We start from the raw sequence: 21537 nt of genomic DNA, 5'->3' as shown, positions 1-21537 counted from the left end.
ACAGCGCTAACCCGTCGTGTGCTGGGTCTTGCGGACCTCCCTGATGACCATGACATAGTCCGGGCCGGCGTCGGTACCCTCAACGTCCGGGACACGGCATCGGTTGATGGTGACGTGGTTAGCCTGCATGGCCCGGCCAACTTCCTGGCCCGGGTTTTTAGCACGGCGACTCTGTGGTTCGACGTTACGCGTGTAGGTCCGGATGCCGTGGCGCCTGCTTATGTCGTCGAATCTACGGCGGGCCGGGTTGCACTCTTCCTTCGACCCTTGAGCGAGTATGTTTGCCTTCCAATGAGTGACGACGCCGAGACGTTGGACATGGTGGAAGCCACCGTCAACGACGCCGTCGCCTCGGCGCGGACGCCTTCGGGCGGTATCATCACCTCCCGCCGTTACGACCGGGACGGCGAACCGGTGGTTGCCAACCTCAAGGTGCTCGAAGACGGCATGCTGAGTCTGGCGTCGGCACCCGTCGACGCCAGCGGGCAGCTGACAGTCCGCGACCTGCAGGCCGCTGAACGGCCCGGCGCCGTGGTCCGCTCCCTGCTGGCCGGTCCGGCGTGACGGGCCCGGACCTGGGCACAGGCCCCACCGTGATGACGCCCGCGGCCGCCTACGGATTCGGGCAGCGTCGGTCGTGGGTCTTCTCCGCCTGGTGGTTCTCTGCTGTACTGGCGGCTTCCGGTGTGGCATATGCCGGTTTTTCCCTGATGCTGGGACGCAGCCCGGAAACCGGCGTGGTCCTGGCCATCCTGGGTGCAGCGATGTCCGCCATGGGCTGGGCACTGACCGCCATGCCCCGCTTCACGCGCAAACTCCCCAAGCCGGCTGCCGACATCCCCCGGGTGGAGCAGGGTATCAGGACCACTCCCATTACGATCCGGACGTTCCTCATCGCCACCGCGCTGGGTGTGGCCGCACTGGCCATACTCACGCCCGGGGACGCGTATCCGGACATATTTCCCGTACTGGCAATGATCGTGACATTGGCAGCTGGCGTGTGTGCAGGGCTGGCACATATACGCCGGCTGATGATCCGGAGTCCCGAACTCTACGCCCGGTGGCTCGAACGCCGCTGACCACCGCCCGGCGGACCGGTCAGAACCCCTCGGCCTCGTCCACGGTGAGCTGGGATTCGAACATCCTGAAGTACCGGCCGCGGAGGGCCACCAGTTCGCGGTGCGTCCCCTGCTCAACGATCCGCCCGTCTTCGAGCATGTAGACGATGTCCGCTTTCTCAATCGTCGCCAGCCGGTGGCTGATGGCTATGATCGTGCTGCTGCGATCGGCGAAGAGCCGGGTGAAAATCCGGTGCTCGGCGAGGGCATCGATTGCCGACGTCGGCTCGTCCATCACCATAAAGGATGCGTTCCGGTAGAAGTTCCGGGCCATGGCAAGCCGCTGCCACTGGCCGCCGCTCAATCCGCTGCCCTTGCGCCCGCGCGGATCTTCCATCCAGTTGCTGACGTGGTTGTCCAGGCCGTTGGGCAGTTTGTTGATGAACTCGAGGGCCTCGGCGTCTGAAGCCGCCCGCCGGATTCGCGCATCGTCCCGCGGCGAATCGACGTCGCCAAAGAGAATGTTCTCCGCTGCCGTGGCGAACTCATATTTGAGGAATTCCTGGCTCAGCACCGCCAGATGGCGGTGCCAGGATTTCACGTCGACGGCGGCGAGGTCGACGCCGTCGAGCATCACCTGGCCCGAGTCAGGGCGGTAGAGCCCGGCGAGAATCCTGATCAGGGTGGACTTGCCGGCGCCGTTCTCCCCCACGATGGCGATGTGCTGGCCTTCGCGGATGGTCATGGTGATTCCACGGATCACTTCAATGTCGCTTCCGGTATACGTAAAGCGGATATCCCGCAGCTCCACGGTCTTCGGCGCCTGCAACAGGGGCGGCGCATGCTCGGAGTGAACCGGCAGCGCCATAAAGAGCTCGTAGTCTTTGAGGTTCGCCAGGTCCTCGTCGATGGAGCTAAGCGAGGAGACAAGATTGTTGGCCGTGGACAGCGCCCGGCTAACAATCTGCTGGACATAGAGGAACTGGCCCACCGGCTGGGCGCGGGCGATGATCTGGCCCACCACCCAGATCAACGAAACAACCTCGGCCCCGTACTGCAGGGCGTCCGCCGCCAGCTGCTTGGGAATGTAGCGCTTCTGGAAATCAAGCCGCCGCTTCTCGTCAGCGTCCCGGAGCCGGGACCGGAGCCCCATCAGGTAGCCGACGATTCCGTACAGCCGCATCTCAGCAATGTGCTGGGGACGCAGCAGGTTGGTTTCGATCATGCGGCGCTGCCGGCGGGAGTCCACCTGGGTGTTCCAGTGGGCGATCTGTTCACGTGAAAGTTTGAACTGCAGGTAGACGCTGGGAACGATGGCCACCAGGACGATCACGGCGATCCACCAGCTCACCAGCAGCAGCGCTCCGACCGCCAGGATCACCGAGACCAGCTGCGTGAAGATCGCGGCGATCCGGTCCAGGACCCGGGCATAGGAATCCGAGAACCGCTTGGCGCGGTCGTACAGGTCCACCGTTTCCTTGTCGTCGTACCGCCAGAACTCTAGTGCCAGGAACCGCTCGTACATGAGGTCCCCCACAATGGCCCCCACCCTGAAGCTCATGAGCTGCTGGATGTAGCGGTCCACGCTGCTGAAGGCGCCCCAGAAGAGACCCAGCGCGGCGGTGATGATGACGTAGACGACCGCCCGCTGCCCCTCGGCAGCGTCACCGGCGTACGCGGCAGCCAGCGCGGTGGTGGTCAGCGCGGCATAGTACGTGGTGACCAGGGGCAGCAGCGCCGAGATCAGCGAGCCGACCACCTTCATGACGACGGCGGCAGGTGAGGCCCGGAAGCTGACCCGCAATACCTGCGCCACGGCCCGGGCGTAGGGCCGCACGGCCAGCCGCCGCTGAGGGTCCCTTTTCGGGTTCAGTTCGGCGGGATGGCGTGGTTGGGACATGCCTCCAGCCTAGTGCTGCGGCACCGGCCTGGCGGCAGGGTCAGTACTTCTCACCGTACTGGTATTCAGGGAGTTCAAAGCATGCGCTGTAGCCCGCGATTCGAAGCGTTTCCGGTGGCTCCTCGAAGGAGATCAACAAGTGGGTGCCGTCCTCGTGCAGGAGATCGAGCGACCGGTCCCCGTTGAGGGTCTTGTCTTCTGAAACCCTCCACCCTGCCCGGCCGGACATTGCAGCGGCCACCTCATCCAGGAACCCGTCGCGGTCCACTCCCGGCTTCAATTCGGCTTCGGCATCACCGGCCCATTTTTTCCGCTCGCCCTCGCAACGCAGCAGGCTTGAGGTGTCGTTGGCCCACGTTGACAGGACTGCGTCGCCGGGCAGCAGCGCCACGATTTCCTGTTCCATCGACATGACCTTGGATTTGGCTGATTCGAGGCTGATGTCCATGTCTTTTCCGTTTCCGGCCTGCCCGCATGAGGCCACCATTGCAGTGAGTGCTGTTGCCCCGGCTACCCGCCAGGCGGTTGTCCACCCGCATCCGGCCCTACCGGTCACGGAGTTCCGTACGGACGTCGTTGATGGCCTTTTCATTCCAGGGATCCGTGGTGGCGATGAGGCTGTGGTTGTCGATGCTGTAGGCCTCTGTCCATTCGAAGCCCCCCGGCGGCTCATAAACGTGCTTTTCAAAGGCGGGCTCCTTCATCGGGTAATTCTCCCCCACAACCCCGTTTGCTTCGGCGGTCAGGAGGATATCGGGGTAGGTGAAACTGGAATAGTCGGTGCCGGGGTCAGGCTCCCAGCCAGGAGGCATGGCAGCGCCGGACAAGGCGATGAGCTTGTCAAAGTGGGCTCCTTCAGTCTCCGCCCCGGTGAGGTTCCGAAGTCCCCAGCTGTGGCCCATGCCCACCGATTGGGCCACGGACGGCAGCTCAAGGTCAACGGCGTCCTGGAAGGCCCGCAGAACTGGTGCCGAATCGGCCACGAACTCATCGCTCTTGGCCTCCACCAGGAATGCCTCAACAAAGTCACCGTCGGGAAACTCCGATCCTTTGTACACAAACGCCGCGGTCCCGCCCGATTTGTCCGCCTCGACAAAGCGGTTGGCCAGCTGCTGCGGGCCGCCGCCATAGAACGACGCTTCGTTGGTGGTGGTGCCGGGAACATAGGTGATCACGGACGTCGTGTGCTCGTCGTAGCTGCCGATGAGTTCCACGATGGACTGTTCACCGGGATCATAGGCCGCGAGCTGGATTTTCCCGTCGACCGCCCGCTGGAGATACGCCAGTCCGGACTGCCGTTCCCGCCATGCCTCGTGCTCGGCGGCGAAACGCACCGGATAGCTTGAATCCATGTTCCAGGGGTTGAATTCCGGTTCCGGATCCTTTGCTTGGAGCCAGACAATCCGTTCCTGGGCGTTCAGTCGGTTGGCCTCGACCCGCGCATCGAACGGTATGCCGTTCGTGTTTCCCGCCGCGCCCGGGTGGTCCCGGATGAAGTCCTGATGCTGGGCGTCGCTGAGACTCACCCACCAGTCCCGGACCTCGGGAGCGGACTTGCCGGCGATATCCCCCGGGCTGGGCGTTCCGGAGCTGCCGCCGGACGGCCCGGACACAGCAGAACCTCCGGCGGCCGAGCTAGCCGACTCCTGCTCGTTTGCCTGGCGCAGCAGCGCGTCCGCGGCCTGGTCAAGGAACAGGGCTGCTGCCCCCATCGAGCGGCTGTGGCTTCCTTTCCAGTCCTGGCGGAACCTCTCCGCATCAGGACCGGGCCACGGGGTTCCTGCCACACCGGCATTGAAGGCAAGCCGCTGGCCGTCCAGCATCCGCCCGGCCGACCGCATCGTGGCGGCGAGTTGCCTCAGCTGCGCCACATCGGCCCCGTGGAATCCGCCTGCCAAACCATCCCCCAAGACCGGTGAAGTATTTACTCCATCGAACATACAGACTCAGCAGTCCGAAGGGGATGGGGAAGACTCCCCATCCCCTTCGGAGCGGCGGACCTAGCGAGAGCCGTAGTTCGGGGCTTCCACCGTCATCTGGATGTCGTGCGGGTGGGATTCCTTGAGGCCGGCCGGCGTGATCCGGACGAACTTGCCCCGCGCCTTCAGCTCGGCAACGGTGGGAGCACCGGTGTAGAACATGGTCTGGCGGAGGCCGCCCACCAGCTGGTACGCAACGGATGCCAGCGGGCCGCGGTAGGCCACACGGCCTTCGATGCCTTCCGGAATCAGCTTGTCGTCGCCCGAGACGTCGGCCTGGAAATAGCGGTCCTTGGAGTAGGACGTGTTCTTTCCGCGGGTCTGCATGGCCCCAAGGGAACCCATTCCGCGGTAGCTCTTGAACTGCTTGCCGTTCACGAAGATGAGCTCGCCCGGTGATTCGTCACAACCGGCCAGCAGGGAACCGAGCATCACGGTGTCGGCGCCGGCAACCAGCGCCTTGCCGATGTCGCCCGAGTACTGCAGGCCGCCGTCGGCAATCAGCGGGACGCCGGCCGGGATGGCTGCCTTGGCGGACTCGTAAATGGCGGTGATCTGCGGAACGCCCACGCCGGCCACTACACGCGTGGTGCAGATGGAGCCCGGGCCCACCCCCACCTTGATGCCGTCGGCGCCGGCGTCGATGAGCGCCTGGGCGCCTTCGCGGGTGGCAGCCTGGCCGCCGATGATGTCCACGTGCGCGGCCACGGGGTCGGACTTCAGCCGGCGGATCATGTCCAGCACACCCTGGGAGTGTCCGTTGGCGGTGTCCACGAACAATGCGTCCACGCCGGCGTCAACGAGGGTCATGGCACGTTCCCAGCCGTCACCGAAGAAACCGATGGCGGCGCCGACGCGCAGCCGGCCTTCGTCATCCTTGGTGGCAAGAGGGTATTGCTCGGCCTTAGTGAAGTCCTTGGTGGTGATGAGGCCCTTGAGCCGGCCCTGGTCGTCAACCAGCGGAAGCTTTTCGATCTTGTTGGTGGCGAGCTTGTGCGAGGCTTCCTCGCGGCTGATCCCCACATGGCCGGTGACCAGGGGCATCTTGGTCATGACGTCGCTGACGAGGCGGATCGGGAAATCCGCTTCCGGTACGAAGCGGGTGTCGCGGTTGGTGACAATGCCCAGCAACCGCATACCCTCGTCCACCACCGGCAGGCCGGACACGCGGTAGTGCGAGCAGATCTCGTCCAGTTCGGCCAGTGTAGCTTCCGGTCCGATGGTCAGCGGGTTGGTGATCATCCCGGACTCGCTGCGCTTTACACGGTCCACCTGGTCGGCCTGGTCCTGGATGGACAGGTTGCGGTGGACAACGCCCAGGCCGCCCTGGCGGGCCATGGCGATGGCCATTCGGGACTCGGTGACGGTGTCCATCGCAGCGGACAACAGCGGCGTCTGGACGGTGATGCGCTTGGAAATGCGCGAGGACGTGTCTGCTTCTGACGGGATGACGTCGGTGTGTCCGGGCAGGAGCAGGACGTCGTCGTAGGTCAGGCCGATAAAGCCGAACGGGTTGTGTTCGGGCTGGGTCATGAGTGCGCCTCTTACCTTAATTCCGGGGTTCACGGGTAGGGGTTGCAGCTGATGACCAGCCCGTCATTACGGGACTGGCCTGTGCAGATGGTGGTGCCTTGGTGCGGAAGTGTTGAATAAATTCTAGAACCTCGGCGGCGATCCCCATATTCCGCGGGGGTAATGTGAGCAACCGCACCTGCCCGGTCGGGTCGCGCCGGCTCAGGTCCATCCGGTGGCGGCCAGCAGCCGTTGCTCGAACATGGGAATCATGCTCTGCACATACGTTTTGGTCAGGTGGTTGTCGTCCTTGTAGACGTAGACGTTGCCTACCACTGCCGGGCAGATTCCGTCCGCACAGATGAAGTCGCTCATGTCCATCAGGTGGAGGCCGGGCACCTTGCCGCGGTACTGGTCCAGCGGTGACGAGCCGGCGAGCGATTCGCTGAGCGGCGGATTGCATTCCTCCGCGGCGGCGCCCCGCTTTTGCACGCACTCCGGCATGTTGAACCCAAACCGCGGATTGTCGCGCACGCCCACGACGTCCATCCCGGCATCCGTGAACGGCTTGATGCCCTCCAGGTAGCCGGGGACCTCGGTCTCGAACGGCGCCTCAGTGTGTGTCAGGGACGCGACAGTGAATACGGCATCCGGCTTGTGTTCAAGCACGTATGCGGCGCTGGCCCTGTTGAAGGCGTTGCACTCAGCATCGCGCTCGGCCGACTCCGCACCGAAACGGCAGCTGCCCTTGAGGAGCGTGACTACTTCCCAGCCATGCTCCTTGGCGATCGGACCGAGGGCGGCCATGTACTGCTGCGCGTGCGAATCGCCCAGCACCACGATCCGCTTGGTGACAACATCGGGCTTGCTGTTCTGCAGGCAGCCCGAGAGCAGCGGATCACCGGGCACGTTGCCGTCAGTGCAGAGGCCGTCGATATCCGCCCACTCGTTCTTCATGGCGGCCGGCGCCGGAATAATCCTTGCTTCCGGCGTCGGTTTCCCCACGTTCTCGGGAGTCAGTGCGGCGGCACCCGGCGTCAGTTCCCTGGGCTGCGCCGCGGCGGCTGCTTCCTCAGCGGTCAGTTTGGTCTGCCACAGTGACACCGGCCCGGCGAGCAGGGCACCGCACGCCACAATCACGACGGCGTTCCGCCAGATCCGCCGTTGCGGCCAGTGCCATTCGCGCAGCGGTTTTTCCACGAACCGGGTGGTGAGGACGGCCATCACCACGGAGGCCGCGACGATGGCAAGGCCCTGTACGAGGTTTGGCGAGACAATGCCTGTGCCGGCGAGGGCCAGGACCAGCAGCGGCCAGTGCCATAGGTACAGTGCGTAGGAGTTGTCGCCGAGTGACACCAGGGGTTTCCAGCTCAGGAGGCGGTCGGCACCAAGGCGGCTGCCGCTCTGGCCGGCCACAATGATTGCCGCCGCCGCCAGCGTTGGCCATAGTGCCACAAAACCGGGAAACGACCGGTCCACTGTCAGCAGCAGGCCGCAGGACACCATGGCCACCACGCCGGCCCAGCCCAGGATGACCCGAAGGACCTTTCCCGGCTTGAGGTAAGGAAGTGAGAGAGCCAGCAGGGAGCCCAGCGCGAACTCCCACAGCCTGGTCCTGGTATCGAAGTAGGCGTAGGCCTGGTTGCTGGCCGTCTGGTCAATGGAGTAGGCCAGCGACGCCGCAAAAATCACGCCGAAGGCAATGGCCAGCAGCAGGCGGTAACTGATCCCGGGCCTGCGGAGGACCCGGTGCAGCGCGGCTGTTCCCGCGAATACCAGGGGCCACAGGATGAAGACCTGGCCTTGGATGGACAGGGACCAGAAATGCTGGAGGGGGCTCGCGCCGGAGTGGTCCTGGGCGTAGTAGTCGACGGCGGAGTCCGCGAGCAGCCAGTTCTGCCGGTAGAGCAGTGAGGCCCATGCCTGGTCCAGAATGTCCGGCCAGCGGCTTTGCGGAAGGATGGCCCACGTGCCGGCCAGGACACCCAGGATAACGACGACGGCGGCAGGCAGCAGCCGCTTGAACAGGTGCAGCCAGTGGCTGACCAGTTTGAGCGGGCTGCCGCTTTCCACCTTCCGTACGAAGGAGAGGGTAAGCAGGAACGCGGAGATGAGCAGGAAGATGTCCACTCCGCCGGACACCCTGCCCAGCCAGACGTGGTAAGTAACCACCATCAGTACTGCAAGGGCCCGGAGGCCCTGGACCTCGGGGCGGTAGCCCTTCCTGGCAGCCTTGCCGGGGCTTGCGTGCGTGGCTCCGTTTAGTCGTTGGCTCGTCATTGTTCCTTCCAGCCCGTCACCGCCATGAACCGTTCCTCGAATATCGGCGTCAGGGTCTTCATGTAGGTGGCGGTCGGGTGGTTATCGTCCAGATAGGCAATGATGTTTCCGATGACTGCCGGACACGTGGCTCCCGGGCAGAAGTAGTCCGAAAAATCCAGGTTCTTTACGTTCGGGTAGGCGTTGGCCGGAGACTCGCCGGGGTAGGCGTCTGTCCGCGGCATAGCGCAGGCTGCTTCGTCGTCGGGATGCCGGGTCAGGCATTCGGGAACCGAGCCGGTAAACCGCGGGGTGTCCCGGACGGATACCACGGGAATATTGGGACCGGCAGCGGCTTCCAGCATCCCGGCCCAACCGGGGTCCATGAATTCAGTCCGGGGCTCGCCGTGGCTGACCCGGGTACTGGTGGTGAAGATGAGATCAGGTTTGATCTTGGCAATTTCCGCTGAGACTGCATTATTGAAATCCACGCAATCCTCCGGGATGGCCGGGTCAGCCCCTTGGGTGACGGGGCACAGAGCCTTGACATACGTCACCACCGACCAGTTGTAGCGTTTGGCCAGTTCCATGACCGGGGTCGCCCAGACGCCGGCATGCGAACTTCCCCACACCACGATTGTCTTCTTGGGTGACTCCACGTCGCCGTTGCTGCAACGAATGCCGTTCGGGTCATGAAAGCCTTCGCAGCCGCCCGGGAAATCCGCCCAGTCGCTGCTGACGTCCGCAAGGTCCGGCAGGAGGACTGCATCTTCGGCCGCGGTCCCCGAATATCCGGGCATCAGGCTCTTGGCGCCCGGATTGTTATGTTCAGCCTGGGCCAGCGCGGCATCTGCCTGCAACTGAATTGCATATCTTGCTCCGCCCAGCGAACCCGCAGCGAGCGTGAGAACGAGGGCGATCGCGACGACGGCGCGCCTGCGGTTAACCTCCGGCCACCTCCATTCGCGCCACGGCTTCTCGATAAAGCGGGTGGTGAGGTAGGCCAGAAGCATCGAGACGGCAATGATGACCGTCCCTGAGAGCGGACCGGCGTGGTCCCGGCCCGTGGCAGCGAGGGCAATGACAAGGACCGGCCAGTGCCACAGGTACAGGGCATACGAGTTGTCCCCCAGCCGGACCAGGGGACCGGCGCTGAGGATCCGGTCAACGCCGAATTTGCTCCCGGTCTGACCGGCCGCGATGACGCAGGCGGCCGCAAGAGTGGGCCAGAGCGCCGCCACTCCCGGAAAGGCCGCCTGGACGTTGAGCAGGATTCCGCAGCTGAGCATGGCCACCACGCCGAGCCAGCCGAGAAATATCCGGCCGGTCCGCGGAAGCCGAAAACCGGGGAGAATTAGAGCCACGAGAGTGCCAAGGGCGAATTCCCAGAGCCGCGCGCCGGTATCGAAATAGGCCTCGGCCTGGTTTGTGGCGGTAAAGACGACGGAGAAGGCCAGCGAAGCCAGGAAGACGCCGGCAAAGACGTAGCACAGCAGGATGCGGTAATGCAGCCGGTACCGCTTAGCAAGGAGAGCGGCGCCGGCAAAAATCAGGGGCCACAGGACAAAGACTTGGCCCTGGATCGAGAGCGACCAGAAATGCTGGAAAGGGCTGGCGCCGCTGTGGTCGGTCGCATAGTAGTCGGTGGCCTGTGACTGAAGCAGCCGGTTTTCGACATAGAAAAGTGACGCCCAGCCTTCGGAAATGATGCTGAGCCAGCGTGTGCGCGGCAGAAACAGTGAGCTCGCCGCCAGGACTGCAATGATGACGGTGACGGCCGCCGGCAGGAGGCGCCGGAACAGATGGAGCCAGTGCTTGAAAAGAGCCATGGGCCGGCGCTGCTCATACCGGCCCACGAACTGCAGGGTCATCAAGAAGGCCGAAATAAGGAGGAACACGTCCACTCCGCCGGAGACCCGTCCGAACCAGACGTGGTAAGTCACCACCATTAGTACGGCCAAGGACCGTAGACCTTGGATTTCCGGCCTGAACTTTGATTTTCGGCTCGCTTCAGTGCCGGCGCCACTGCGGCGCGGCGAGGCCAGGGCTCTCGCTATGGACATAGAAAAACCCCTCAAGCGGATAACCAAAGCATCCATGTTACCGATTCGTAACTTTTATCGCCAATCGCCGGCGCATGCGGGAAGAGTCCCCGGCTTCCATTAAGGCACTGCCAGCTGGGAGTTTCCAGGGGGAGGGTTTCGGTCGCGGACCGGTCTGGAAACTAGGCTGGTGCCGACGCCGGCGTGCAGAACCGGTCAACACGGAGGAGTGGCCACAGTGATCGTTCAGGTGCGCATTTGCATACCCGCGGAGCTCTCCGACCTGGTGGTGGAAAGTTGCACCCAGCAAACCGGCGCGGCAGAAGTCGCCCTGCATAAAGGAGCGTCCATCCAGCCGCCGGGGGACGTGGTGGTGGTCCACGTGGCGAGGGAATCGGTGGAGGAGCTGCTGGAAAAGCTGCATGCCCTGAACGTCCAGGAGCTGGGTTCCATCGCCATTTCCATGCCCGAGCTTATGCTCTCCCGGCGGGCCGACCGGGCTGAAGCCGCAGCGCCGGGCGACGGGGCGGACGCCATGATCTGGGATGAGGTGACGCGGCAGACGGGCGAGGATTCGCGGCTCACATGGAGCTATCTGGCGTTCCTCGTCCTGGCGACGCAGCTGGCCGCGATCGGGATCGTCACCGATTCAACCATCGCCATTGTGGGAGCCATGGCCGTTGGACCAGAGTTCGGGCCGCTCGCCGCGCTGGCGGTGTCGTTGGCACAGCGCAAATGGAAGCTTGGACGCAGCGCCGCGCTGGCCCTGGGCGTTGGCTTTCCCGTAGCGATGCTGCTGGCGGCCCTGACTGCCTGGTTGTCGGTTCCGCTGGGGCTCTTTCCTGCCAACACCCTGGACACCGGGTCCGCCGTCGAATTCATCTACCATCCAGGGCCTTACTCGTTGATCGTTGCGGTGCTGGCCGGCGCAGCCGGGATGCTCTCCGTGATCAGCCGGCGCTCGGCAGCCCTGATCGGGGTCTTCATTTCCGTGACCACCGTTCCAGCCGCCGGGTTCGTGGCCGTCGCACTGGTCCTGGGCGAGTATCAGAAAGCGGCGGGCTCGGCCCTTCAGCTGCTGTTGAACCTCGTGGGCATCGTGGTTGCGGCGCTGGCTGTCCTCATCTTCTACCGGATCATCACCAAGCGGCTGCCGGAGGGCAGTGCCCGGCTGCTGAGGCGCCGGGCACTGCGGGCCCGGAGCTAGGCCGCCGGCGAGAGGGCACAAAAAAGCCGGCCCGGCGCGGGCGGTTCCTGGAAACCGTCCGGCCGGGCCGGCTTTTATGGCGCTGGCTGGAAGCTAGTGCTTGTGGCCTGCGTGCTCGTCCTCGTCGGCCGGCTTCTCAACAACGAGGGTCTCGGTGGTGAGAACCAGCGCTGCGATGGAAGCGGCGTTACGGAGGGCTGCGCGCGTCACCTTGACGGGGTCAATAACGCCGGCAGCGATGAGGTCTTCATATTCGCCGGTCTTGGCGTTGAAGCCCTGGTTGACTGCAGACTCGGCAACCTTGGCGGTCACTACATAGCCGTCGAAACCGGCGTTCTGGGCGATCCAGCGCAGCGGCTGGACGAGTGCGCGGCGCACGATGCCCACGGCCGAGGCTGCGTCGCCTTCGAGAGCGGTGACTGCAGGGTCCTCGTCCAGTGCCTTCAGGGCGTGGATGAGGGCTGAGCCGCCACCGGCAACGATGCCTTCTTCAAGGGCAGCGCGGGTCGAGGAAACTGCATCCTCGATGCGGTGCTTCTTTTCCTTCAGCTCCACCTCGGTGGCTGCGCCAACCTTGATGACACCAATGCCGCCGGCCAGCTTGGCCAGGCGTTCCTGGAGCTTTTCCTTGTCCCAGTCGGAGTCGGTGCGGGTGAGCTCTGCGCGCAGCTGGGCAACGCGTGCCGCTACGTCCTCGGCCGTGCCGGCGCCGTCAACAATGGTGGTGTTGTCCTTGGTCACCGTGATGCGGCGGGCCGTGCCCAGCACCTCGAGGCCAACGGAATCAAGGCTGAGGCCCAGTTCCGGGGAGACAACCTGTGCACCGGTAAGGGTGGCGATGTCCTGCAGCATGGCCTTGCGGCGGTCACCGAAGCCCGGAGCCTTGACGGCCACGACGTTCAGGGTGCCGCGGATTCGGTTGACGATCAGCGTGGACAGGGCCTCGCCCTCGACGTCCTCGGCAATGATGAACAGCGGCTTGGAGCTCTGCAGCGCCTTTTCCAGGAGCGGCAGGAATTCCTGTACCGAGGAGATCTTGCCCTGGTTGATCAGGATGAGGGCGTCTTCGAGCACTGCTTCCTGGCGTTCCGCGTCAGTGACGAAGTACGGGGACAGGTAGCCCTTGTCGAACTGCATGCCCTCGGTGAGGACCAGCTCGGTCTGCGTGGTGGAGGACTCCTCGATGGTGATCACACCATCCTTGCCGACCTTGCCGAATGCCTCGGCCAGGAGCTCGCCGATCTCATCGCTCTGTGCGGAGATGGCTGCAACGTTCGCGACCTGGGAGCCTTCGACCGGGCGGGCGTTCTCCAGGAGACGGGCTGCAACGGCTTCGACGGAAACTTCGATGCCGCGCTTGATCTGGCCCGGGGCGGCGCCAGCCGCCACGTTGCGCAGGCCTTCCTTGACCAGTGCCTGGGCCAGGACGGTGGCGGTGGTGGTGCCGTCACCGGCAACATCGTTGGTCTTGGTGGCGACTTCCTTGGCCAGCTGGGCGCCAAGGTTCTCGTACGGGTCGTCCAGTTCGACTTCACGGGCGATGGTCACGCCGTCATTCGTGATGGTGGGAGCGCCCCACTTCTTGTCCAGCACGACGTTGCGGCCGCGCGGACCAAGCGTCACCTTGACCGTGTTGGCGAGCTTGTCGATGCCGGCTTCAAGCGACCGGCGGGCAGCGTCGTTAAACGCAAGCTGCTTTGCCATGGTTTTGTCCTTTCAAGACAGAAACCCCGCGCCGCTGACCTGTCAGACATGAATCAGACGGATCGGCTGCGCGGGGGTCCAAGAGTTACTTTACGACGATCGCCAGAACGTCGCGGGCGGACAGCACGAGGTACTCGGTGCCGCCGGTCTTGACTTCGGTTCCGCCGTACTTGGAGTAGATAACGACGTCGCCAACGGCTACGTCGACCGGAACGCGGTTGCCATCTTCAAAGCGGCCGGGGCCGACTGCAACAACTTCGCCTTCCTGCGGCTTCTCCTGTGCGGAGTCCGGGATAACCAGGCCGGAAGCCGTGGTCTGCTCTGCTTCGAGCGGGCGGACAACAATACGATCCTCAAGAGGCTTAATAGAGACCGACACTCGGACCTCTCCTTTACGTCAGCAAATTCATGGACTGGAAAACTGTTGCGCCTGAGCTTGCAAACCGTCGTCGCGGTGCCGGCAGCAGCGTGGCTGGCAGTTCTTCATGTGTTAGCACCCTCCTAGGGAGAGTGCTAATGATGACTCTATGTAAGTGGTTAGCACTCGGTCAAGGCGAGTGCCAGAATTTCGTTCCCGGTGAACGCTTTAGCGCCCTGCCAGGTCCTCAAAGTCAACGTCGTCGCCATCTTCCGTGTCGTCGTCGTTCGTAACGTTGCGGTTCCGGTAGAGGACGACGGCGGCGGCGAGCGCCGTAGCCACCGAGGCAATGAGGAACACGAGGCCGCCTACGCGGACCGCGGCGTAGGACTCGCGGATTTCCCGGGCCTCGTCGGTGGCGTCCTGGATGTTCTTGCCGCCCACCGAGTACACCGTTGCGTTGAAGGAATCCAGGAAGAAGATGATGACCAGGAGCGCCAGGCACACCACGGCGATGGCGGAGCCGGCGATCAGCGCAGTCCGGGCATATTTGGCAAGTCCGGTATGCCTGGGGTGGTCATTGTTCTGCTCATCGACGGGTGGCTGCGGCCCTGCACTGTCTTCCATGCCTCCAACCCTAGCCGCACCGCGGGTATAGGGCTCCTCGATTAGGCTTGATGACATGGCTGACGCATTGCAGGACCTGATCGCTCCGCTCCTGACCAGCGAAGGCTGGGAGCTGCTGGCGTCACTGGGGCCCTATCGGGAGGACGAAGCGTTCAAGCTCAACGACTCGCTCCGGAAGGCCGGCCACTCCCCCGCCCTGGTGTCAGCGGTCCTCACCCAGTCCAGGCTGCGGACCAAGGCCGAGGCCAAGTTCGGCGAGTTCGCCCGGCAAATGATCTTCACGCCCGCGGGGCTGGAGCAGGCCACCCGCCTCAACGTGGCCGCCCGGCACGCGGAACGCTTCGCGGCCGCAGGAATCGAACATGTGGCCGACCTCGGCTGCGGGCTGGGCGCCGATTCCATGGCCCTGGCTTCGATGGACATCACGGTGACCGCCGTGGAAATGGACGAGACCACCGCCGCCTGCGCCACCATGAACCTGATTCCGTTCCCGCACGCCAGTGTGGTCCACTCCGATGCCACGTCGGTCGCGCTCGACGGAGTGGACGGCGTCTGGCTGGATCCGGCCCGCCGCACCACCTCGACATCCGGAACGCGCCGCATTTGGGACCCGGAGGAATTTTCCCCGCCGCTGTCCTTCGTGGAATCCCTCGCTGAGTCCGGGCGGGCCGTGGGCGTCAAGATGGGGCCCGGCATCCCGCATGATTCAGTGCCGGCCGGTTGCGAGGCGCAGTGGGTGTCCGTGGGCGGCGACGTCACCGAGGTGACGCTGTGGTTCAACGCGGTCAGCCGGCCCGGCATCCGGCGGGCGGCGCTGCTGCTCGGGCCGCAGGGTGCTGCGGAAATCACCAGCACGGAAGAGTTCGACGGCGGCCCGGTGGCGCCGGTTGGCCCGGTTGAAGGGTACCTGTACGAGCCTGACGGTGCCGTCATCCGGGCGGGGCTCGTGGCGGATGTCGCGGCACGGCTGGGCGGCCACCTCCTGGATGAGCACATTGCCTATATCTGCGCTCCTGAACTCGTGGACACCCCGTTTGCCAGGGCCTACAAGGTCCTGGAGGTCATGCCGTTCAACGTCAAGGCCCTCAAGGCCTGGGTAAAGCAGAACAACATCGGGGTGCTGGACATCAAGAAACGCGGCACATCAGTCACCCCGGAGGAACTGCGCAAGCAGCTTTTTGCCGGAGGCAAGCATGGCGGCAAAGGTTCCAAAGGCAAAAAGACGGCCACCCTGGTCCTCACCAGGATCGGCGAGGACCGGGTGGCCATCTCGGTGGAGCCGGTCCAGCCCCGGATCTAGCTGCGGGCCCAAGCTACCCGAAGCTACTGGGCCCGCATGAACTCTTCTGCCGCCCGGACCTGTTCGTCGGTGGGCCGGACACCGGTGTACAGCACAAACTGCTCCAGCGCCTGGATGGTGGCGACTTCCGCGCCCGTGATGACGGTCTTGCCGGCCGCGCGGGCCGCCTTGATCAGCGGCGTCTCAGCGGGCAGCGCGACGACGTCGAACACCACCTGCGCGGCGTCCACTGCCTCCTGCGGGAAGGACAGCGAGTCGGCATCCGGCCCTCCCGCCATGCCGACGGGCGTGACGTTGATGATCATGTCCGCCGTTCCGCCCGCATCCGCTGCCGGCAGCTCGGGGATCCAGTCGAAGCCGTAGAGATCCGCCAGCGGCTTACCTGATGCCTCGTTCCGGGCGACGATGGTGACGTTCGTGAATCCCGCGTCACGGAGGGCGGCGGCGGTGGCTTTGGCCATGCCGCCGGAACCCTTGAGCAACACTGAGTAGTTGGTGGGGATGGCGTTGCGCTGCAACAACTGCTCGATCGCCGTGTAATCGGTGTTGTACGCAGTGAGCCGCCCGCCGTCGTTCACGATCGTGTTGACAGAATCGATGGCCTTGGCGGAGGGATCCATGACGTCAACCAGCGCGATGACGTCTTCCTTGTACGGCATGGACACAGCGCAGCCCCGGATGCCGAGGCCCCTGACTCCGGCGATGGCCTGCGCCAGGTCGGTCGGTGCGAAAGCCTTGTAGATCCAGTTCAGGCCCAGCTGCTCATAAAGATGGTTGTGGAAGCGGGTCCCGTTGTTGCTCGGCCGGGCCGAGAGCGAGATGCACAGGGTCATGTCTTTATTCAGAATTGGCACGGGTCCATTAAACGCCTCCGGAGCCCGTACACCACTGTTACGCCACACGGCAGGGACGTCAGCAACCGCTTCCGGGCGCGTGGGGCCCGACGGCGGCAGGCAGCTTTCCGGGCGCCGGCGCCTTGCCCGCCAGGACGGCCGCCAGGGCATTGAAGGCCTCCTGGCTGCGCCCGTAAAGGGCCACCTTGGCAGGTGCCGCCGAGCCGGCCAGCGGCCACGGGGCATCCAGGGCCACCACGACATCGCCCGTGGCCGGCGGCCCTTCGTAGCCGATCAGCGTCACGAGCGGGCCGGCGCCGACGCCAATACCGGCAGCCCCGGCAGCCCTGGCGAATCGGGCCCGGTCCTGTTCGCTGCCGCCCGCCACGCGGACGCTCCCCGGCACCATGGGCCCGTGGCAGGGTCCGGCCAGGACGGTCACTGCGGCCGCGGAAATACGTTGGGAGAGGGCGGAGCCGCTTCCCGGGGCGGCTCCCGCCGGAGCAGGGGTCCGTGCCCGCCACATCATCATGGTCACCACCCGCTGCGCCGCCTCCTCGAGGCGTGGTGCTGGCAGCGCACCTGTCTTGACGGCACTAACCACTGCAGCATGGGCGGCACCCACGTCTCCGGGCATAAGCAGCAGGTCCGCCCCCGCTGCCAGGGCCAGGGGTGCGGCGGACTCTCCGGGGTATTGCTTCTTGATGGCACCCATGTTGAGCGCGTCGGTCACGGCAACGCCCTTGAAACCCATGCCGCGGAGGGCGGCGTAGCTCTGCTTGGACAACGACGCCGGCACCCCCGGTTCCAGCGCGGGCACGGAGATGTGGCCGGTCATGACCATGGGCAGCCCGGCATCGATGGCGGCCTGGAAAGGCTTCCAGTCCTTCGCGCGGAGCTGCGCCACCGTTCCTTTCTGCACCGGCAGGTTCTCGTGTGAGTCGACGGCCACTGAGCCATGTCCGGGGAAGTGCTTGGCGGAAGGCAGCAGCCCGGCTGCCAGCATTCCCTGTGAAAAGCCGACCCCCAGGCTTGCCGCCGCGTCCGGGTTGCCGGACATCGCCCTGGCCCCGATCGTTGGGTCCTGTGGCCCCGCTGTGACATCCGTATCCGGTGCGAAATCCGCAGTGAACCCGAGCCCTGCCAGCTCCGAGGCAAGCGCCTTGCCGGCTTCAGTTGCAAGCGCGACGTTCCCGGCCGCGCCAAAGCTCATGGGGGCCGGCCACTCCGTCAACGGAGCCCGCAGCCTCGCCACGACCCCGCCTTCCTGGTCCACACTGACGAGCGCGGGCCAGGAGCGCCCGTCCGCCTTGGCCGCCGTCTGGAGACGGCTGATGCCGGCTGCCATGGCGGGGGTATCCACGGTTCCGTCGGCGGACAGCGGCACATTGTCACCCATCACGATCGCCCCGCCCAGGTGGAGCCGTTCCATGGTTGCCGCGTGGGCAACAAAATCCGTTCCGGTAAAGAACGGCATCATCACCTGCCCGGCTTTCTGTTCAACACTCATTCCAGCGACGGCCGCGCGGGCCGCGTCTTCGTCCTGCTGCTGCGGCCCCCAACCGAGCGGGCGCTCTCCCGGGGCCGGGGTGGGAGCCCCGGACGTGTGGGGGGCTCCCGAAGCACCGGGTTCGGACCGCATGGCTCCGCCGGACGGCGATGCCGTTGCGGCGGGCGTTCCCGGGGACGTTGCCGAGGGGGACGGGGAAGGCACACCGGTGCAAGCAGCCGTCGCGAGTATGGCCGCCGCCATTGCGAAGGTTGCCGCTGAATTGCGGGAAGTCTTTGTGTGCGGCGTTCTTCTGTTCGGTGTTTTTTTGTGGGAACTGTCACTGCGTCCTTGAAACCAAGCCATCAACTCGATGCTACCCCTGCACTAGACTTGAACCACCCGTTGCCCGCCCTGCAGGCGGCTTCGGCAACGGACGGCGGAACAGTGAAGGGACCACATGAAGATTGATTTCGCTTCATCCAGGCAATCAACTCTTGGTGTGGAATGGGAGCTGGCACTGGTCAACGCGCAAACCGGCGAACTGGCCTCGGTGGCCAATGAAGTGCTTCGCGGCGTCGCGGCCAACCACCCCGAACTCAACGAGGACGACGAACACCCCCACATCAAGCAGGAACTCCTGCTGAACACAGTGGAGCTCGTCACCGGCATCTGCGAAACGGTGGCACAGGCCAAGGCCGACCTCAGCAGTTCCCTCGCCGCGGTGCGGGAAGTCACCGACCCCATGGGTGTTGAGGTCTTCTGCGCCGGAAGCCATCCTTTCAGCCCTCCCCAGCTGCAGCCGGTCACGGACAAGGCCCGCTACGCCAAGCTCATCGACCGCACCCAGTGGTGGGGCCGGCAGATGGTGATCTACGGAGTCCACGTCCATGTGGGCCTGGACAGCCGCGACAAGGTCCTGCCGGTGCTGGACGGCCTGGTGAACTATTTCCCGCATTTCCAGGCGTTGTCCGCTTCGAGTCCGTTCTGGGGCGGCGAGGACACCGGATACGCGTCCCAGCGCGCGCTGATGTTCCAGCAGCTGCCTACGGCCGGCCTGCCGTTCCAGTTCGCCACCTGGGCGGAGTACGAGTCCTACGTCCAGGACATGTTCACCACCGGAGTGATCGACACGATCTCGGAGATCCGCTGGGATATCCGCCCGGTCCCCAACCTTGGCACCATCGAGATGCGCATTTGCGACGGCCTGGCCACGCTGGAAGAGGTCGGCGCGATCGCAGCCCTGACCCAGTGCCTGGTGGACGAGTTCTCCACCATCCTGGACAACGGCGGCACCATTCCCACCATGCCCCCCTGGCACGTCCAGGAGAACAAGTGGCGTGCCGCCCGGTACGGCCTCGAAGCGATCATCATCCTCGACGCCGAGGGCAACGAGCAGCTGGTCACCGAGCACCTGCTCGAAACCCTGAACCGGCTCGAACCCGTGGCCGCGAAGCTCGGCTGCTCCGACGAGCTCGCCGACGTCGAGAAGATCATCAGCCGCGGTGCCGGCTACCAGCGGCAGCGCCGCGTCGCCGCGGAACACGGCGGAGACCTCCGGGCCGTGGTGCTGGACCTCGTCAAGCAGATGCGGAACGGCCCCACCGCCTAGACCCTTTGGTGCAGTGCCGGGCCGCAGGGCTGTGCGGGGCTACGCCGAAACCGTAGTGACCGGCATGGACGAATCCGGGGCGAAGCTGATGCCGCTGGGCTCGATGCCGGCCATCACCAGCTGGGCCCCCAGGGCCGCCACCATGGCGCCGTTGTCCGTGCACAGCTCAAGCGGCGGAACCGTCAGCCGGATTCCAGCCGCCCGGCACCGCTGTTCGGTCAGCTGGCGCAGCCGCGAGTTCGCGGCAACTCCGCCGCCCAGCAGGAGCTCGGTGATGCCGTTCTCCCTGCAGGCCAGCACCGCCTTGGACGTGATCACGTCCACCACGGCCTCCTGGAAGGCGGCCGCGATGTCCGCGACCGGCACGTGCTCGCCGCGGGCTTCGAACTGTTCCACGCAGCGGGCGACGGCGGTCTTCAGGCCGCTGAAGGACCAGTCGTAGCGGTGCGGGCCGGGTTCGTCCGCGGTGCCCATGTACTTTGGTTGCGTGAGTCCGCGTGGGAACCGGATGGCTTTGGCGTTGCCGGTCCGGGCTAGTTTGTCGATGGCCGGCCCGCCCGGGTAGCCCAGCCCGAGGAGCCGGGCCACTTTGTCATAGGCTTCGCCGGCGGCGTCGTCGATCGTGGAGCCCAGCAGCTCGACGTCGTCGGTGATGTTCCTGATCCGGAGGATTTCGGTATGGCCGCCGGAAACCAGCAGGGCGCCCAGGTGTTCAGGCAGGGTGTTCTCCTCCTGCAGCAGGCCGACGCCGACATGGGCCACCAGGTGGTTGATGGCATACAGCGGTTTGCCCGTGGCCACGGCGAGCGCCTTCGCGGCGCACACGCCCACCATCAGCGCCCCCGCCAGCCCGGGACCGGAAGTGACGGCGATCGCGTCCACGTCGTCGAGTTGGACCCCCGCCTCTGCGAGGGCTTCCTGAAGGGTGGGCACGAAGGCGTCCAGGTGTGCACGGGAGGCGATCTCGGGGATGACCCCGCCGAAGCGGACGTGCTCGTCCATGGAGGATGACACGGTGTTGCTGAGCAGCGCGGTTCCGCGGACGATTCCCACGCCAGTTTCATCGCAGGAGGACTCGATGCCCAGGACAAGGGGCTGTGTTCGGTTCATGGTGTGTCTGCCTCCTTGGCCGGCATAGTGTCTGTAGTCGCGTCGGTGCCTGCCGGACGGTCGACCAGGGCGGAGTCCTGAAGCTGGAGTCGCATGATCAGCGCATCAACGCCGTCCCGGTAATATCTCGGCCGGACATGGATCTGTTCGAAGCCGAAGCGGCGGTAGAGATCCTGGGCCCGCGGGTTGTCCGCCCTGACCTCCAGCAGAACGTCCGCCGCGCGGCGCCGCCGGCTCTCGGCGATGAGCTCGGTCAGCAGGGCCGAACCGATTCCCTTGCCTTCACACTCCGGGACTACGGCGATGGTCTGCACGTCCGCAATCGGTTCGATGCACATCAGTCCGGCATAGCCCACTATGTCACCGGCAACCTCGGCCACAAGGTAGTGGCGGGTCTCAGCCTGCGCCAGTTCGTCATGGAACATCTGCAGCGGCCAGGCGTCCACAGGAAACAGCCTGCATTCGAGGCTATGCACCGCGGGGATGTCCGTCCCGTTCATCTTGCGCAGCGTCACCCCTGCCGGCGCGGCGCCGGCCGCCATGCCGG

At 65.1% G+C, this 21537-nt stretch carries 19 protein-coding genes; 5 read left to right on the top strand and 14 right to left on the bottom strand.

What is annotated here, in order from left to right:
- Window positions 1-6: 6 nt before the first annotated feature.
- Entirely contained in the window at window positions 7-129 is a 123-nt protein-coding gene (locus tag ACFVWT_RS03035; RefSeq protein ID WP_390245086.1) for a hypothetical protein, read from the bottom strand.
- A gap of 162 nt (window positions 130-291) precedes the next feature.
- Here ACFVWT_RS03035 and ACFVWT_RS03030 point away from each other — a divergent pair, with 162 nt between their 5' ends.
- Complete coding sequence (locus tag ACFVWT_RS03030; RefSeq protein ID WP_390245084.1) at window positions 292-564, top strand: hypothetical protein; 273 nt, start codon at window positions 292-294, stop codon at window positions 562-564.
- On the top strand, window positions 561-1079 hold the full coding sequence (locus ACFVWT_RS03025; RefSeq protein ID WP_390245082.1) for a hypothetical protein: 519 nt from the start codon (window positions 561-563) through the stop codon (window positions 1077-1079). The genes ACFVWT_RS03030 and ACFVWT_RS03025 overlap by 4 nt, the downstream gene beginning before the upstream one ends.
- Window positions 1080-1098: 19 nt before the next feature.
- Here the strand turns inward: ACFVWT_RS03025 and ACFVWT_RS03020 are convergent, their stop codons facing one another.
- The 6 genes from ACFVWT_RS03020 to ACFVWT_RS02995 all read right to left on the bottom strand — a co-directional run bounded on the left by ACFVWT_RS03020 (window position 1099) and on the right by ACFVWT_RS02995 (window position 10771).
- Window positions 1099-2958 carry an ABC transporter ATP-binding protein gene (locus ACFVWT_RS03020; RefSeq protein ID WP_390245080.1) on the bottom strand — a complete coding sequence of 620 codons (1860 nt, stop codon included), beginning with the start codon at window positions 2956-2958 and terminating at the stop codon, window positions 1099-1101.
- Window positions 2959-2998: 40 nt separating this feature from the next.
- Window positions 2999-3406, bottom strand: coding sequence for a hypothetical protein (locus ACFVWT_RS03015; RefSeq protein WP_390245078.1), 408 nt, complete (start codon window positions 3404-3406; stop codon window positions 2999-3001).
- A gap of 97 nt (window positions 3407-3503) precedes the next feature.
- Complete coding sequence (locus ACFVWT_RS03010; RefSeq protein ID WP_390245076.1) at window positions 3504-4856, bottom strand: hypothetical protein; 1353 nt, start codon at window positions 4854-4856, stop codon at window positions 3504-3506.
- 102 nt (window positions 4857-4958) lie between these two features.
- Window positions 4959-6470, bottom strand: a complete 1512-nt coding sequence (gene guaB / locus ACFVWT_RS03005; RefSeq protein WP_011692718.1) for an IMP dehydrogenase — start codon at window positions 6468-6470, stop codon at window positions 4959-4961.
- Between the two features lie 201 nt (window positions 6471-6671).
- Window positions 6672-8729, bottom strand: coding sequence for an acyltransferase family protein (locus ACFVWT_RS03000; RefSeq protein ID WP_390245073.1), 2058 nt, complete (start codon window positions 8727-8729; stop codon window positions 6672-6674).
- On the bottom strand, window positions 8726-10771 hold the full coding sequence (locus ACFVWT_RS02995) for an acyltransferase family protein (RefSeq protein ID WP_390245071.1): 2046 nt from the start codon (window positions 10769-10771) through the stop codon (window positions 8726-8728). Before ACFVWT_RS02995 ends, ACFVWT_RS03000 begins: the two co-directional genes overlap by 4 nt.
- Before the next feature lie 217 nt (window positions 10772-10988).
- On the opposite strand from ACFVWT_RS02995, the gene ACFVWT_RS02990 reads away from it, so the two are divergent.
- Window positions 10989-11957 carry a DUF389 domain-containing protein gene (locus tag ACFVWT_RS02990; RefSeq protein ID WP_390245069.1) on the top strand — a complete coding sequence of 323 codons (969 nt, stop codon included), beginning with the start codon at window positions 10989-10991 and terminating at the stop codon, window positions 11955-11957.
- 93 nt (window positions 11958-12050) lie between these two features.
- Here ACFVWT_RS02990 and groL read toward each other — a convergent pair whose 3' ends face one another.
- The 3 genes from groL to ACFVWT_RS02975 all read right to left on the bottom strand — a co-directional run bounded on the left by groL (window position 12051) and on the right by ACFVWT_RS02975 (window position 14646).
- On the bottom strand, window positions 12051-13661 hold the full coding sequence (gene groL, locus ACFVWT_RS02985) for a chaperonin GroEL (protein WP_390245067.1): 1611 nt from the start codon (window positions 13659-13661) through the stop codon (window positions 12051-12053).
- A gap of 85 nt (window positions 13662-13746) precedes the next feature.
- The gene (gene groES, locus ACFVWT_RS02980; protein ID WP_003805290.1) at window positions 13747-14040 is read right to left on the bottom strand and encodes a co-chaperone GroES; all 294 of its coding nucleotides are present in this window, start codon (window positions 14038-14040) and stop codon (window positions 13747-13749) included.
- A gap of 207 nt (window positions 14041-14247) precedes the next feature.
- Window positions 14248-14646 (bottom strand): hypothetical protein, encoded by a 399-nt coding sequence (locus tag ACFVWT_RS02975; protein ID WP_390245065.1) that lies wholly within the window; start codon window positions 14644-14646, stop codon window positions 14248-14250.
- Between the two features lie 55 nt (window positions 14647-14701).
- Here ACFVWT_RS02975 and ACFVWT_RS02970 point away from each other — a divergent pair, with 55 nt between their 5' ends.
- Window positions 14702-15946 (top strand): SAM-dependent methyltransferase, encoded by a 1245-nt coding sequence (locus ACFVWT_RS02970; RefSeq protein ID WP_390245063.1) that lies wholly within the window; start codon window positions 14702-14704, stop codon window positions 15944-15946.
- Between the two features lie 23 nt (window positions 15947-15969).
- Here ACFVWT_RS02970 and ACFVWT_RS02965 read toward each other — a convergent pair whose 3' ends face one another.
- Both ACFVWT_RS02965 and ACFVWT_RS02960 read right to left on the bottom strand, forming a co-directional pair.
- Window positions 15970-16800 carry a shikimate 5-dehydrogenase gene (locus ACFVWT_RS02965; protein ID WP_390245061.1) on the bottom strand — a complete coding sequence of 277 codons (831 nt, stop codon included), beginning with the start codon at window positions 16798-16800 and terminating at the stop codon, window positions 15970-15972.
- Between the two features lie 58 nt (window positions 16801-16858).
- A complete protein-coding gene (locus tag ACFVWT_RS02960) occupies window positions 16859-18289 on the bottom strand; it encodes a glycoside hydrolase family 3 N-terminal domain-containing protein (protein ID WP_390247050.1) in 1431 nt (476 codons plus the stop codon).
- Between the two features lie 439 nt (window positions 18290-18728).
- Between ACFVWT_RS02960 and ACFVWT_RS02955 the strand changes: the two genes are divergently transcribed.
- Complete coding sequence (locus ACFVWT_RS02955) at window positions 18729-19880, top strand: glutamate--cysteine ligase (RefSeq protein WP_390245059.1); 1152 nt, start codon at window positions 18729-18731, stop codon at window positions 19878-19880.
- A 39-nt stretch (window positions 19881-19919) separates the two neighbouring features.
- Here ACFVWT_RS02955 and tsaD read toward each other — a convergent pair whose 3' ends face one another.
- On the bottom strand, window positions 19920-20990 hold the full coding sequence (gene tsaD, locus ACFVWT_RS02950) for a tRNA (adenosine(37)-N6)-threonylcarbamoyltransferase complex transferase subunit TsaD (RefSeq protein WP_390245057.1): 1071 nt from the start codon (window positions 20988-20990) through the stop codon (window positions 19920-19922).
- Window positions 20987-21532, bottom strand: a complete 546-nt coding sequence (gene rimI, locus ACFVWT_RS02945; RefSeq protein WP_390247048.1) for a ribosomal protein S18-alanine N-acetyltransferase — start codon at window positions 21530-21532, stop codon at window positions 20987-20989. Before rimI ends, tsaD begins: the two co-directional genes overlap by 4 nt.
- Between the last annotated feature and the right edge of the window lie 5 nt (window positions 21533-21537).

The organism is Arthrobacter sp. NPDC058288, from assembly GCF_042880995.1.
Lineage (GTDB): Bacteria > Actinomycetota > Actinomycetes > Actinomycetales > Micrococcaceae > Arthrobacter.
Note: the sequence above shows the minus strand (reverse complement) of the source record. Positions and strands in the feature narration are given on the sequence as shown.

Excerpts from the sequence above, each read along its gene's own strand:
- rimI (WP_390247048.1), bottom strand. The coding sequence starts at position 21,532 with ATGGCGGCCGGCGCCGCGCCGGCAGGGGTGACGCTGCGCAAGATGAAC.
- ACFVWT_RS03020 (WP_390245080.1), bottom strand. The coding sequence starts at position 2,958 with ATGTCCCAACCACGCCATCCCGCCGAACTGAACCCGAAAAGGGACCCT.
- guaB (WP_011692718.1), bottom strand. The coding sequence starts at position 6,470 with ATGACCCAGCCCGAACACAACCCGTTCGGCTTTATCGGCCTGACCTAC.
- ACFVWT_RS02975 (WP_390245065.1), bottom strand. The coding sequence starts at position 14,646 with ATGGAAGACAGTGCAGGGCCGCAGCCACCCGTCGATGAGCAGAACAAT.
- ACFVWT_RS02970 (WP_390245063.1), top strand. The coding sequence starts at position 14,702 with ATGGCTGACGCATTGCAGGACCTGATCGCTCCGCTCCTGACCAGCGAA.
- ACFVWT_RS03015 (WP_390245078.1), bottom strand. The coding sequence starts at position 3,406 with ATGGACATCAGCCTCGAATCAGCCAAATCCAAGGTCATGTCGATGGAA.
- tsaD (WP_390245057.1), bottom strand. The coding sequence starts at position 20,990 with ATGAACCGAACACAGCCCCTTGTCCTGGGCATCGAGTCCTCCTGCGAT.
- ACFVWT_RS03035 (WP_390245086.1), bottom strand. The coding sequence starts at position 129 with ATGCAGGCTAACCACGTCACCATCAACCGATGCCGTGTCCCGGACGTT.
- ACFVWT_RS03030 (WP_390245084.1), top strand. The coding sequence starts at position 292 with ATGAGTGACGACGCCGAGACGTTGGACATGGTGGAAGCCACCGTCAAC.
- ACFVWT_RS03000 (WP_390245073.1), bottom strand. The coding sequence starts at position 8,729 with ATGACGAGCCAACGACTAAACGGAGCCACGCACGCAAGCCCCGGCAAG.
- groL (WP_390245067.1), bottom strand. The coding sequence starts at position 13,661 with ATGGCAAAGCAGCTTGCGTTTAACGACGCTGCCCGCCGGTCGCTTGAA.
- ACFVWT_RS02960 (WP_390247050.1), bottom strand. The coding sequence starts at position 18,289 with ATGAGTGTTGAACAGAAAGCCGGGCAGGTGATGATGCCGTTCTTTACC.
- ACFVWT_RS02955 (WP_390245059.1), top strand. The coding sequence starts at position 18,729 with ATGAAGATTGATTTCGCTTCATCCAGGCAATCAACTCTTGGTGTGGAA.
- ACFVWT_RS02995 (WP_390245071.1), bottom strand. The coding sequence starts at position 10,771 with ATGTCCATAGCGAGAGCCCTGGCCTCGCCGCGCCGCAGTGGCGCCGGC.